The 13,467-nt window shown below is 44.9% G+C and carries 17 protein-coding genes and 1 pseudogene; 16 read left to right on the top strand and 2 right to left on the bottom strand.

Annotated features, from left to right (window positions below; translation table 11 throughout):
• Positions 1-4: 4 nt before the first annotated feature.
• The 4 genes and pseudogenes from BQ7489_RS09025 (at position 5) to BQ7489_RS09010 (ending at position 2,300) form a co-directional block, all read left to right on the top strand.
• Positions 5-694, top strand: coding sequence for an SIMPL domain-containing protein (locus BQ7489_RS09025; RefSeq protein ID WP_021964933.1), 690 nt, complete (start codon positions 5-7; stop codon positions 692-694).
• A gap of 206 nt (positions 695-900) precedes the next feature.
• Positions 901-1,053: pseudogene (locus BQ7489_RS17790) on the top strand (GNAT family N-acetyltransferase); the annotation flags it as partial.
• Positions 1,054-1,064: 11 nt separating this feature from the next.
• Entirely contained in the window at positions 1,065-1,595 is a 531-nt protein-coding gene (locus tag BQ7489_RS09015) for a P-loop NTPase family protein (protein WP_057249719.1), read from the top strand.
• Between the two features lie 156 nt (positions 1,596-1,751).
• The gene (locus BQ7489_RS09010; RefSeq protein WP_057249721.1) at positions 1,752-2,300 is read left to right on the top strand and encodes a GNAT family N-acetyltransferase; all 549 of its coding nucleotides are present in this window, start codon (positions 1,752-1,754) and stop codon (positions 2,298-2,300) included.
• Positions 2,301-2,365: 65 nt separating this feature from the next.
• On the opposite strand, the gene BQ7489_RS09005 is transcribed toward BQ7489_RS09010, so the two are convergent.
• Together BQ7489_RS09005 and BQ7489_RS09000 are read right to left on the bottom strand one after the other, a co-directional pair.
• On the bottom strand, positions 2,366-2,911 hold the full coding sequence (locus BQ7489_RS09005) for a GNAT family N-acetyltransferase (protein ID WP_057249723.1): 546 nt from the start codon (positions 2,909-2,911) through the stop codon (positions 2,366-2,368).
• 18 nt (positions 2,912-2,929) lie between these two features.
• Positions 2,930-3,373: a hypothetical protein gene (locus BQ7489_RS09000; protein ID WP_057249724.1), complete on the bottom strand. Its 444-nt coding sequence runs from the start codon at positions 3,371-3,373 to the stop codon at positions 2,930-2,932.
• A 270-nt stretch (positions 3,374-3,643) separates the two neighbouring features.
• On the opposite strand from BQ7489_RS09000, the gene BQ7489_RS08995 reads away from it, so the two are divergent.
• From BQ7489_RS08995 to traK, 12 genes are all read left to right on the top strand, one after another.
• The gene (locus tag BQ7489_RS08995; protein WP_057249726.1) at positions 3,644-4,468 is read left to right on the top strand and encodes a ParA family protein; all 825 of its coding nucleotides are present in this window, start codon (positions 3,644-3,646) and stop codon (positions 4,466-4,468) included.
• A gap of 27 nt (positions 4,469-4,495) precedes the next feature.
• Positions 4,496-4,894 (top strand): hypothetical protein, encoded by a 399-nt coding sequence (locus BQ7489_RS08990; protein WP_057249728.1) that lies wholly within the window; start codon positions 4,496-4,498, stop codon positions 4,892-4,894.
• A 3-nt stretch (positions 4,895-4,897) separates the two neighbouring features.
• Positions 4,898-5,515: a MarR family transcriptional regulator gene (locus BQ7489_RS08985; protein ID WP_204352748.1), complete on the top strand. Its 618-nt coding sequence runs from the start codon at positions 4,898-4,900 to the stop codon at positions 5,513-5,515.
• Positions 5,497-5,931 carry a hypothetical protein gene (locus tag BQ7489_RS08980; protein WP_057249729.1) on the top strand — a complete coding sequence of 145 codons (435 nt, stop codon included), beginning with the start codon at positions 5,497-5,499 and terminating at the stop codon, positions 5,929-5,931. Before BQ7489_RS08985 ends, BQ7489_RS08980 begins: the two co-directional genes overlap by 19 nt.
• 69 nt (positions 5,932-6,000) lie before the next feature.
• Positions 6,001-6,357: a DUF4134 domain-containing protein gene (locus tag BQ7489_RS08975; RefSeq protein WP_057249733.1), complete on the top strand. Its 357-nt coding sequence runs from the start codon at positions 6,001-6,003 to the stop codon at positions 6,355-6,357.
• Between the two features lie 12 nt (positions 6,358-6,369).
• On the top strand, positions 6,370-6,660 hold the full coding sequence (locus BQ7489_RS08970) for a hypothetical protein (protein ID WP_057249735.1): 291 nt from the start codon (positions 6,370-6,372) through the stop codon (positions 6,658-6,660).
• Between the two features lie 15 nt (positions 6,661-6,675).
• Complete coding sequence (locus tag BQ7489_RS08965; protein ID WP_072530728.1) at positions 6,676-9,510, top strand: TraG family conjugative transposon ATPase; 2,835 nt, start codon at positions 6,676-6,678, stop codon at positions 9,508-9,510.
• A complete protein-coding gene (locus BQ7489_RS08960; protein ID WP_032595928.1) occupies positions 9,504-10,250 on the top strand; it encodes a hypothetical protein in 747 nt (248 codons plus the stop codon). The genes BQ7489_RS08965 and BQ7489_RS08960 overlap by 7 nt, the downstream gene beginning before the upstream one ends.
• Positions 10,251-10,326: 76 nt before the next feature.
• A complete protein-coding gene (locus BQ7489_RS08955) occupies positions 10,327-10,980 on the top strand; it encodes a hypothetical protein (protein ID WP_018711100.1) in 654 nt (217 codons plus the stop codon).
• Positions 10,981-11,005: 25 nt separating this feature from the next.
• Complete coding sequence (locus BQ7489_RS08950; RefSeq protein WP_370867199.1) at positions 11,006-11,656, top strand: DUF5045 domain-containing protein; 651 nt, start codon at positions 11,006-11,008, stop codon at positions 11,654-11,656.
• A gap of 60 nt (positions 11,657-11,716) precedes the next feature.
• Complete coding sequence (locus BQ7489_RS08945) at positions 11,717-12,844, top strand: TraJ family protein (protein ID WP_072530727.1); 1,128 nt, start codon at positions 11,717-11,719, stop codon at positions 12,842-12,844.
• An 18-nt stretch (positions 12,845-12,862) separates the two neighbouring features.
• Positions 12,863-13,459 (top strand): conjugative transposon protein TraK, encoded by a 597-nt coding sequence (traK, locus tag BQ7489_RS08940; protein WP_005815599.1) that lies wholly within the window; start codon positions 12,863-12,865, stop codon positions 13,457-13,459.
• Positions 13,460-13,467: the final 8 nt, after the last annotated feature.

The raw sequence follows: 13,467 nt of genomic DNA, 5'->3' as shown, positions 1-13,467 counted from the left end.
GAATATGAAAAATAAAATCTTTTTGTCTGTAATTTGCTTGCTGGCCGTTCTTTCGCTACAAGCGCAAACCAACGAACGCTATATTGAAGTGACGGGCACATCGGAAATAGAAATCGTACCCGACAAAATTCATTATCTGATTGAAATCCGAGAATACTTCAAGGAAGAGTTTGACGGGAAGTCGAAACCCGAAGAATATCGCACCAAAGTACCTTTATCAGAGATAGAACAAGGACTGAGAGAAGCCCTTGCCAACGCAGACATTCCACAAAATGCTATTCGCACGCAAGAAATCGGTGACTATTGGCGGCAACAAGGGCAGGACTTCTTGGTTTCCAAGAAATTTGACATTACATTGACCGACTTCAATCAGATAAACGGAATCGTCAAGCGCATCGATACGAAAGGTATCAATTCCATGCGCATCGGCGAACTGGAAAACAAAGATATGTTTGCATACCACCAAATGGGAAAGATTGAGGCATTGAAAGCTGCCCAAAGGAAAGCGACCTATTTGGTAGAGGCATTGGGTAAGAAATTGGGTGATGTGATACGTATTGTGGAGGAAAGGAACAGTAATATTTTCCCGTTTGCGCAAAGCAATGTCTTGTCATCCGATGCTGCCTCATTCGACAACTTCCGCACCATCAAGAAGAGCTATTCCATGCAAGTACGTTTTGAAATCATAGATTAAATGTAAGGCGGACGAAAGAAAAATGCCATATTCTTCTTTTCGTCCGCTTTATTTGTGTACATTTGCATCGAATAAGAGTTGTTTGACGGAAATACACCGCAAATCGCAGAATTTGCGACCGTTGCCAAGTCATTACCTCACCCTTTGAGAAAAGCTCATAAATAGCTTATTTCTAATCCATTCCTATTTTAATATCGGATTTTATCATAAAATACTGCTACACGTATGAGGAATTGTGGCAACCAAAGAATTTTTTAGTTGAATTTCGATTGTATCAGCTGAATTTTACCAAAGAAGAAAACTGGATGTATAAAGAATACTGGGATAAATATCCGATTCATTTTATTGAAAAGTTGTAGACCAATTTGTTATGATTATTTTGATTGCTGGTGACACGCATACGGGAAAAACCTTGCTTGCACAAAGACTGTCGGAGAAATACAAATATTCATATCTGTCAATAGACCATCTGAAGATGGGGCTTATCAGGAGCGGGCAGACAAATTTGTCTCCTGAAAGTCCGGATTCAGTTTTGACAGATTTTCTGTGGCCTGTTGTGCGGGAAATCATAAAGACCTGCATTGAAAACAGACAGAACCTTATAGTGGAAGGATGCTATATACCATTCGGATGGGAAAAAGACTTTGCGGATGATTATATGCGGGATATAAAATATATTTATCTGATATTCAGCGAAGAGTATATAAGACAGCACTTTGCGGACATTGTAAAATACGGAAGTGTGATAGAGAAAAGGTTGTCTACGGACATTGTTGCCGATGACATGATTAAAACCAACAGGTATAATCTGGAGCAATGCATATTGAGAGGTTACAACTATGTTCTTATTGAAGAAGTATATCAAATAGATACGGATGTTATAAAGGAAAGTACAAAATAGGGATGCCGTTCCCTTGATTCCCATTCCGGACGCATAACATCTTAAATGTTTTTGATTCGTTTATTCATTTTTCCAATAGGATATATCAAGGTAAATATGGAGGGGCATCCTAACCATTTTATTGAAGAATTGTATTTATAATGAAACTGTTTGTATATGGAACATCTGATTTTAGAAACAAAGAGATTGCTGTTGCGTGAAATGAACGTTTCCGATATGGATTCTCTTCGTTCTATTTTGCAGGATGAAAGAGTAATGTACGCCTATAATGGAGCCTTTAATGATGAAGAAACTATGGTGTGGATGCAAAAACAACTCCAACGCTACAAAGATTTCGGATTTGGCCTTTGGGCTGTCGTGCTGAAAGAGAGCGGCGAAATGATTGGACAATGCGGAATAACGATGCAGGAATACAACGATATGATGGTTCCGGAAGTCGGATATCTTTTGGCTTACAAATATTGGCACAAGGGATATGCTATAGAAGCTGCTACGGCATGTCGGGATTATGGATTCAGTACATTGCATTTCGATGCAATGTATTCAATAATCCGTGACAACAATATTGCATCACAAAAAGTTGCGATAAGGAATGGTATGATACCGATTGATTCTGTTGTCAAGCATTATCGTGGAGAAGAAATGCCTCATAAGGTATACCGCATAAATGCTTCCTGCTTTTCGGATAACAAAGCTGTACGATGAAATATATTGGTTCAGTTCTGTATACCCTGTTAAGTTTGGAATGTACAAACTGAACCAATATCTATTTATTCAAAGAAAACAGCTGGGTAACGTACAATTCCCTTAATGCTTTTCAATGCATCAGGTATCAGTTCGATAACCTGACAATATTCAGAAGGCACATCAAACGGAAACGTGACACCATAGTTAGCTGCTTTGCGGTAACCGAAGCGTGGATAATAGTCTTTATGCCCAAGCAGGACAGCTGTTCCATATCCAAGTGCGGCTGCTCTTTTATGTGCTTCTTTAAGTAACATTCCTCCTATGCCTCTGTTCTGGTACTTAGGAAGAACGGCAAGCGGAGCTACAGCCAAAGATGTATGGACTTCACTTTCTGAAACGATTTCCACTTTCGTCAACAAAATATATCCTACTAACTCTCCTTTTTCCGTTTTTGCGACCAGCGACAGTTCCGGAATATATGTATCGGACTTATGCAGTTTGTCCACTAAATGATGCTCCTGATGATCGCTTTCCTGCATATCTGCAAAAGCTGCTTCTGTCAGTTTGCAGATTACGGGCAATTCTGAATTTTCTTCTTGACTTATTGTTAATTTTAATACTGGTGTCATCAATTATATCATTATTAATTAGCGTTTCACCTCATTCCGGTAAACGTTTTTTATTTCATTTGTATATCTGGCAGCGTTGTGAAGACCAATTTCATCCATATAACATACAGCCTTTGTGATAATGAATTCCTCATTAACAGATTCTTTATCATTGCCATAATCTTCAAGCAGTCCTCTGACAACGCACTCCATTGCATATTTTCTGATTTCTTCATCATGTTCAAAACGGATTGCATTAAAAAGTCTGCATTCTTCATTATAGAGATCATTGCATGGCACCAAATCTCCGGATTCAAGGATAAAATACTTGTGTGTATTGATAAGCTCCGGTTTACTTTCCATTCCCAAAGGAATATCTTCAGAATTAATTATTAAAGTTCTGCTGTCGATATAGGTAAGACAGGAATCACATGCATAATATAATCTGTCTCTAAGCGGTTCTACTAATATTTTTTCTTCCATACTAATCCTTAAAATTTAATGTATATACATCAAATGTACAAAATTTCCTGATTTTCTGTCTATAATATTTTTATAAATATCAATTCAATACGAGATTTCTAAGGCAATAGACTTTTTACTGTAACATTTTCAGCTAAAAAAATCATAATAACCCGATAATTGACATCCTACATATTCCGGTTTATACAACCTAAATCACAAATGTGTTGTGCATTTCTTATCTGAATACCTTGGTTGATACATTTGTCACAAAATCAATCAAAACTTGAAATGATACAGACTCCGGTTATAGTGACATTTGCCAATCAGAAGGGAGGTGTAGGAAAGACTACCCTCTGCGTCACCTTTGCCAACTATCTGGTGACAAAGGGTGTAAGGGTTGTGGTGATTGACTGCGATTTCCAGCACTCCATCATGAAGTGCCGAAAGGCCGACATCAGAAAATATGGCGAACAGGAAATGCCATACGAGGTATGGGCATACGAAGCAAACGATAAGGCGATGATGACTTCCCTTATGGAGAAACTGCACAACGATCCTGAAATTGACGTTGTGCTTATGGACTCTCCCGGCAGTCTGAAAGCGGAAGGGCTGATACCCATGTTCGTCAACTCGGATATCATCATAGTTCCATTTCATTATGATCTGGTAACCGTTCCGTCCACGGCCAGTTTCCTCATGTTTGTTGACCGGCTGAAAAAGGCTGTCGGTGAAAGGATGAAAGCCAGACTCTTCATCATTCCCAATTTGAATGACGGAAGAATCGGCAAGCGTTCCGAACTGCTTATCTGGGACAATGCAAGGGATACCTTCTCCAACTATGGGTATGTTACAGCAAAGATTCCCAAACGTGCGGATATGGAACGTTTCAGTACCATGGCAGCACTGGATATGCAGGCCACTATCGTTACACCAGTCTTTGACAAGGTCTATCAGAGTATCTTCGATACACTTCAACCGATAAGGGAAAAAGAACTCAAAGGCATACAGCTGACGGAAAATCTGAATCCCAAACCTAAGAAGAAAAAGAAGGCACAGCCGTCTGATGAAGCTTCACAGGACAGTAACGAAAATCAGAATAAAGAACCAGAATAATCAGTAAACTTCAATAACCATAGCACTATGAGTAAGGATATACCGGAAATAGATGACCTGACAAGAGGTATCAATGATTCAGAACTTATATTGACGGAAGATACCGCAGGAACGCAGGTTGAGCAAAAAGAAAATAATAATGAAACACTGAAAAAGGATACTGCTGTTTCCCTTTCGGATACAGGATGCTGGGATGACTTCATGGATTATCTGCAATCGGACGGTTTCGGAACGGATAAGACTGAAAGGCTTGTCTGCAAGCTTGACCGTGACCTTGCGGATTCATTGGACGACTGCGATATACATGGCAGATGCCGCTCTGACCTGGTGAATGCCATTGTAAGGGCATTCTTCAAGTCCTACCTGCCACGTCTGGCAGAATACAGAAGGGAAAAGAAATCTTTGTTTAACAGCTATAATCTGTAGGATATGAAAAAAACAGACTGGACTGACAGGATGCTGGCCGCTCTTGTCGAGCTGTATCCGATAGAGACCACAGCCTATACAGCTGCCGTTCTCAATCTGAGCGAATCGACCGTCAAGCTGAAAGCCCGTGAACTTGGACTTGTAAAAATGGCCAAATCCAGATGGATGGAGCGTGCCGACTATATAAGAAACCACTTTCAGGAGTGTTCCTTCTCTGAGATAGGGAAAGCTCTCGGTATTACCCGGATGAGTGTCGGACGCATAGCTGCTGCACTCGGACTGAAACGCAGCAGTGAAGAGAAGCACAGGATTTCCTCACGTATCCGTATCCAGATGGTAAAGAGGGAAAGGCGGCGTATCGTCTTCGGACTGGAACCTGTAACCGGTATCCGTGTCATTTCCAACAGGGCAAAGGTAAGGATACGTTCCAACATGAAGTCAAACGGATACATCATCAGTGAGGAACACAACGTGATTTATTATACCGGCACTACGGAACGCAGGGAACGTCTGGAAAGCCGGGGTATCAGACTGGGACTGCATATCCTTCCGCTTCCGCAGGACAGTTCCACCCTTTCTTCCAACATTATATTACAACAGCCATGCAGTACGGACAGATAGTATTCCTTCTCTTCGTGGCAATGGTATTCTACTATGCGGCAATGATTTTCATGGACTTCCAGAGGGCAAAGGCCGCACAGAATGCCGAGCAGGACAGCCATAAAGAAGAGGACATAGACATATCGGAAGAGGCACGAAACTTCAGGCCGATAAAAATAAACCGGGATGAACCTGAATCCAAAGAACAAAGTTCAGAACAGAGTAATACGGAGAATCCCGAATCAAATAATGAAAGCAATAATTCTGATGGTACAGAGAAATCTGCATCCAAATCAGAATCTTCCAGACACGTTTACCGGGAGGCCATCATGACTGACGGCATTCTGGTAGAGAATATCATTCAGGAAATAAACAGACTGGCAGAGACCGGTACCAGTGATCTCGGTGCCGTTATCTTCAGCTGTGAGAATGCCTGATATTATATATACCGTTCCTTTAGTGACATCTGTTTCTTTGGCGATGAAATCCTTTAACATTATTCAGAAATGCAGATAATAAAGAAAAGTGCCCGGAATCTTACGGAGCGTTTCATCGGTTCAAGTTTTGGACAGAAGTGTGTGGTGGCTGCCATTGCACTCGTAATTTCCACATCAAACGTAATGGCTGGAAGCAAGGGTGCAGCAGGTTTTACCAAAGCCACCCAGGAAGTCAGTTCCTACCAGACTCCGGTATCGAACCTGATGAAGGCCATTGCTGCCGTTATCGTTCTGGTCGGTGCCTTTAACGTCTATTTCAAGATGCAGAACGGAGACCAGGACGTGAAGAAGACCATCATGCTTACAATCGGAGGCTGTATCGCATTCATCGCACTTTCGGAAGCTCTTCCGCTATTCTTCCAGTAATCCTTTCCCGGCATGACAATGAATCAGGAAGGATACCCTGTATTCAAGGGATTGCAGAAACCGCTGGAGTTTATGGGCATACGCGGCCGTTTCCTCACTCTGGCAGCGGCAGCCATAGGCATATCATTCGTAGGCTTCATCGGTTTCTCAATCGCCTTAGGGAAGATTGCAGGGTTCATAGCCATGATGGTCATGGCACTGGTGGGACTGATAACCATCTACATCAAGCAGCGTGGAGGACTCCACAACAAGAAAAGGGCAAGAGGTATCTATATCTACAGAAGTCTGAGAAAAGAACAGTAAATCACTTTATACAGTATGGCACACAAAAGGAAAAGAATTTTTGACGGACTCTATGCGCAGCTGGAGGAGACGGACGGCAATGTCGTGCTGTTCTCGGCCAGAGGCGAGCCGTCCGTTATCTTCGAAATAACCAATCCGGTCCAGCAGCTTTGTACGGATGCGCAGCAGTACATGCTGTTTCATGACGTGCTATCCAATATCCTTCAGACCATCGGTGAGGGATATGCGCTGCAGAAGCAGGATATTATGTGCAAACAGGCATATCACCATGACGTGCCGGATGATGCGGAGTTCCTGACGAGGAGTTATTTCAGATACTTCGAGGGAAGAGAGTTCACAGAGATAAGGACTTTTCTTATCCTCACCCAGGAGGCACAGAAGAACCAGTTCATCCAGTACGACCCGAAGAGATGGCTCGATTTCCATGCCAAGGTATCAAAGACGGATGATATTCTGACGGAAAAGCATATCCGGCACAGAAAGCTCGGCAAGGAGGAAGTCAGCGAGTACTGCCACCGTTTCATGGCATTCCAGTTCCGGCACGGACCGTTCTCGATGACCAACTTCAAGGCTTCAGACGAATATCTCAGGACAGGTGACCGGATTATCCGTTCCTATCCGCTGGTGGACATTGACGAGATAAACCTGCCTTCCATGGTAAAGCCGTACACGCAGATGAACATCAACGGCTACGGTATCGCAACCGACCTGCTTTCTTTCCTTACCGGTGTCCCCTACTCGGACTGTGTGGTGTTTAACCAGGTCATTCAGATACCGGGACAGAGGAAGCTGCTGCGAAAACTTCAGGCCAAGGCGAAGCGTCACGGTTCCATGCCAGACCCGAGCAACCGTATTGCCAGGGCTGACATTGAGGAAGTGCTGGACAGGCTGGCCGTTGACAGTACCATGCTTGTGTACTGCAACTTCAACATTCTGGTCAGCTGTCCGCCTGACAAGGTTACTCCTGTAACTTCCTTTCTGGAGACAAAGCTGTATGAGTGCGGCATCATGCCGTCAAGAACGGCCTACAACCAGCTGGAACTTTTCATGGACTGTTTTCCCGGTAACGGCTATGCATTCAACCCGGACTATGACCTGTTCCTGACGCTTTCGGATGCTGCCTTGTGCTTTTTCTTCAAGGAGCATCTGAAGGAGTCTGAGGATACACCGCTGACCACATACTACACCGACCGTCAGGGACTGCCTGTCTGCATTGACATTACCGGCAAGGAAGGCAAAAGGAAGATGACGGACAATGCCAACTTCTTCTGTATCGGTCCTTCAGGTTCCGGCAAGTCGTTCCACATGAACAGTGTGGTACGTCAGCTGCTGGAGCAGAATACGGATGTGGTCATGGTGGACACTGGTGATTCCTACGAAGGTATATGCGGATATTACAAGGGTACATACATAGCCTACTCGAAGGAGAAGCCCATTTCCATGAATCCGTTCAAGGTTACAAAGGAGGAGTATGAGCTTAATTTCGGTGAGAAGAAGAACTTCCTCAAATCGCTGATATTCCTGATATTCAAGGGTAACGCATTTCCTACAAAGATTGAGGACATGCTGATAAACCAGACCATCGTGGAATACTATGAGGCCTATTTCAATCCTTTTGAAGGGTTCAGCGACAGTGAGCGTGAGGCATTGAGGCAGAAACTGCTGGTCGCTGCCAAGATGGAGGATGACTATGAACAGTACACGCACAGCATGGAGGACATCGACAGGCAGATAAACACGGAAGAGGTTCAGGAGAAGGCTGAAAGCCGTGCCCTGCTGCTGCCTTCCGAAGTACGCCGCCTGAAGCTTATCCGACAGTGCCGTTCACTGACCGCCCTGATCAATGATGAAGCGGCTACAGAATCGGAAAAGGAACGTGCACTTGCCATCATAGAAAAATACAAAAGGGAACTTTATAACAATTCCATGCTGATTAAGATAGACAGGCAGATTGACCACATGGAGGAACAGAAGCGCAGGCTGAAGGTTCAGGAACTCTCGTTCAATTCCTATTACGAGTTTGCTCTGGAGCGCATACCGCAGATTACGCAGCTGGAGAAAATCAGTTTCAATATACATGATTTTGCGGCCATACTGAAACAGTTCTATCGTGGTGGCGAGCTGGAGATGACGCTGAACTCCGACCTGGACATTAACCTGTTTGACGAGCGTTTCATTGTGTTCGAAATAGATAAAATAAAGGATGATCCGGTACTTTTCCCGATTGTGGTACTGATTATCATGGACGTGTTCCTGCAGAAGATGCGTATCAAAAAGGGACGGAAGGCTCTTATCATCGAAGAGGCATGGAAGGCAATCGCTTCACCTACCATGGCGGAATATATAAAGTATTTGTATAAGACCGTCCGGAAGTTCCACGGAATAGCCGGTGTGGTCACACAGGAGCTTAATGACGTGATTGATTCCCCTATCGTGAAGGAGGCCATCATCAACAATTCGGATGTGAAGATTCTGCTTGACCAGACCAAGTTCAAGGACAGGTATGAGGATATTGCAGCCATTCTGGGACTCACTGACATACAGCGTCAGCAGATTTTCACCATAAATGCGCTGAACAACCATGAGGGAAGAAGCTACTTCAAGGAGGTGTGGATTTGCCGGGGACAGCACTCGGATGTGTATGGTGTGGAGGAAGCACCTGAATGCTACTGGGCATATACTACTGAACGTACCGAAAAGGAGGCACTGAAGATTTATCTTGCCCGGTACGGTACGCTGCAGGAGGCCATCACCTGTATTGAGAAAGACCGTAAGGCGGATGGAGGGCTTCTGTATCTGGAGTTTGCAAGAAAAGTCAACCAACATCAAAAAGTTATGTCACTATGGTAAGAACAGTATTAAGAATCATATCGGTTATAATGGTTTCTGCATTTGTCTGTATTAATGCACATGCTGCCTGGAGAATCGTATTCGACCGCAACTGCCTGAAGATTGTCCTGGCCAATACCGCTTCACAGAAGCTTATCGAGGAACAGCATAACCAGCGTGTGGATACCATTGCAGCCAAGAAGCAGAAAGTGGAACTCTATACGGTGAGTATGGCTACTATGAAGGAACTCTACAAGCTGAGCATGGAGAACATATCCGGTTTCGGGACTGAAAGTCTTTATTATAAGGAAATAGGTCTGTGCGCTTTGGATATTCTGCGAAATGTTCCGGTACTTGTCAGTACGGTAAACAGGGCCAAATTTTCAAACAAGCTGCTCTGTCTGAACGAACTCGGCAACCTTGTAGCGGAAACCCAGCAGCTGGTCGGCAACTTCGTCAATATCGTTAACAATGCCAGAATTCCCAATCCGTTGCAGGGACAGGCAACTGCAGAAAAAAAGGATGACGGCTATAACCTGCTGGACAGGTATGAAAGGCTGACACTGGCCAACAGTATCTATACTGACCTGAACAGGATACGCTACAAGGTGGAAGGGATGGTTCTGATGGCACAGTATGCCACTGCAAACGACCTCTTCTTTGCCATAGACCCGGAAGGATGGGCAAATGTGGTGACCATGAAGAATCATGTGGGGAATCTTGTACAGGACTGGAACGGACTGGTTGCTTCAAATTATTAACCCTTAATATGTATTTAATATGTATGTGTCTGTCATGAGAATCAGGAATATAAGTATCATATCAGCCGGTATTATAATGCTGTTGCTGCCTGTAAAGGCTTCCGCTTTCATCATACCCAAAGACCTGCCGACCATCGAAGCACTCATAGCCCTGCACAAGGCCATAAAGAAGGACGAGGACAAGGCTCTGACAAGAGTGGCCACAAGCTATGGCGAGCAGTCGCTCATTGAAAAGGGTGCGGAAAAGTTCAATGATGTCCGGACCACTCTGGATACAAGGCTGAACAATGCCTATTCATACCTGGTGCTGGCCGGTGCCATTTCTTCAACAGCCAACTCACTGTATCAGCTGGTAACGGAATACAAGGACTTTACCGGTAATACTTTCAGTCATGTGTCAAAGAAGCCTTTCGTGGCATGGTATTATGCCGATGCCAACGTAGCAATATCAAGGGAGATACAACACTGCTACAGACTGTATGCATCCGTAGCCGCTTCGGGTATAAACCTGATGAAGGCTTCCATGGATGAGAAGCTGAATCTGGTAATGACACTGAAGGCTTCCATCGACAGGGCAAGGTACATAATAGACAATGCTAATCTGTACTGTTTCCTTGTCACGGACTGCGGATGGAAGCCGGACTATATCTGGGAGATACTGAACTCCAATGTGAAGAATGAGATAGCTGAGCGTGTAATCAACAAATGGAATCAGGGATATGCAGGTTAGAATTATATTATTATGCCTGTTCTGCATGTCAGTTTCAGGTACAGTTACTGTTGCCAATGCCCAAAGCATAGTCAGTGACAGTGAAAAGCAGAAGCAGTGGAAGTCAATGGAGAACGGTCCGTGGGATTTTGCTCCGGACTGGTATTACTTTTTCCTGCATAAGAAATACTCAGGTGCGGAAATGTACTGGAAATGGGACTGGTTCAACTCCGGATTCCGTGTCCGTTTCAAGGAACCCAAGTCTGATGTGAAACGTATCATGCCGGTGCGTGTGACTGCCGAAGAGACGCAGAGGCAGAAAATCAAGAAAGTGGAGAGTGAGCGCAAATATATCGAGGAACTGTATAAGGAAGAACTGGCAAGGGAGGCTGACAGAAATGTTGACCTGATGTATGCCACTTACAAGGACGAGTTCAACCGTATGCAGGACTGTATCACGGACGGACTGCTCTACTGTATGCAGAAGAGTGACGGCAAGCTCCGCTATCAGGTGGACGAGCTGAGCCGCCAGAATGAAATACTCTGTGCGGATATAGCCTATATACACAAAACCGGTGTCGGTTATGGACTGGAGAACGCCAAGCGGCAGAAGGCATACGAGGAAGCCAAATCCAGGATGGCAGAACTGGTCAACAGGACTGCACACCTTTGTGCCGTTGCCGCTACACATTATTAGACATTCTCTATTATTGATGACAATTCAGGTAATAATATTAAACAAATAATAAAATCAAACATGAATCTACTGTTTATTCCGCTGACAATAGGACTTCCGGCCATTGACGAAAGTCTGGAAAAGCTGCTGACAGCTATGGAGACATTTCCCAATGTGGTCGTTCTCGGTGATGCCGTTTCAATGGCAAAGGCTCTCGGTCTGTGTCTGGCCCTGTGTGTCGGTTCATACGAATGCTGGATGATGATGCTCGGAAGGCGTGGTATGGATGTCATGAAGCTGTTGCGCATCATCGGCATTTCCCTGTGTATTTCATCCTCTTCATGGATATGCTCGACTCTGCAGGTTCCGGGAAAGAGTCTGGAGTCCGCTACATGGGCTATGGCCAAGGCAAAGAACAAGGAAGTGGCTGCCTTCGAGCTGAAGGTGGCACAGAAACAGAGTGAATATCTTGACAGGTTGAGAACCGTGCAGGATTCCATAGCCACGGCAAAGCAGGTGGCCGAAATCGGTCAGGATGCTGCCTGGTGGGACAAGCTTATATATAATGTGGAGAATCTGGGCTCGACCATCAACAACTACGCACAGAGGGCTGCCGTGGCGGCTGAGACGAAGGTCAGTGAATGGATAAACGATGTCATACGTTTTGTCGGGGAACTGATTTTCCAGATGTCGTATTACGGGATGCTCGTGGCACAGAGGATTTTCATGGCCATCATGATGATATTCTGTCCGATCATGTTTGCTCTCTCGCTGGCACCGCCATGGAACTCGGCCTGGAGCCAGTGGATGTCCAAGTTCCTTTCCCTCTCGTTATGGGGATTCGTTACCTATATGTGCATCTATTATATAGACTTCATCCTTCTTTATAACCTGCAGCAGGACCTGGTGGCATACGACCATCTGCTGCACGGCTCGGTAAACTCATGGGAACAGATTGGCGCACTGGGACTGCAGGGAATAGGCTCCAACTGTATGTATGCCATGGGTATGCTCGTTGGTGCCTATATCATACGCTTCGTTCCTGAAGTGGCATCATGGCTGATTCCGGGAGGTGTAAGCTCGGGTACGGGTTCCGTTGCCGGTTCGGCTGCAATGGGCATCACTTCGGCTGCAGGTGGTATGGCCGGAAGTATGGCAGGTTCTGCCATGAAAGGAACAGGTTCAGCTGTCAGGTCATTGGTCAAATAACTTAAAATCTTTCATTATATGCTTATCGAATCACTTGCACAGAAAACCAGACTGGCCATGATGACGGTATTTGCGGTAATTGGAGGCTGCACCGTCATCTGTGCCTTTACGGTCTGGTGCTGCATTTCCCTTGTCAACGAGGAAAGGCAGCAGATTTATGTACTTGACGGAGACATTCCGTTTCTTGCCGAGCGTGCACGGCTGGAAGCCAACTTCACCATGGAGGCCAAGGCGCACATACAGCTGTTCCACCAGTATTTCTTCAACCTGCCGCCCGACAACGACTATATCAAATGGACAGTAGGGAAAGCGATGTATATGGCTGACGGGACTGCACTGAAACAGAAACAGGCCATGGACGAGAACGGTTTCTACTCGGACATCATTTCCTCTTCGGCTGTCTGTACCATCATGTGTGACTCCATTCAGTTTGACGAACATGAACGGAAGTTTACCTATTACGGTACGCAGCTTATCAAGCGCAGGACCAGGGACATCAGACGCTCGATGGTGACAACAGGTTACATCGAGTCCGTACCTAGGACAAGGAACAATCCTCACGGTCTGCTCATTACCGGCTGGAGGACTCTTGAAAACAAGGATTTGGACTATTGATATACTGA

Source organism: Bacteroides ilei (assembly GCF_900128495.1).
In the GTDB taxonomy this organism is placed as follows: Bacteria; Bacteroidota; Bacteroidia; order Bacteroidales; family Bacteroidaceae; genus Phocaeicola; species Phocaeicola ilei.
Note: the sequence above shows the minus strand (reverse complement) of the source record. Positions and strands in the feature narration are given on the sequence as shown.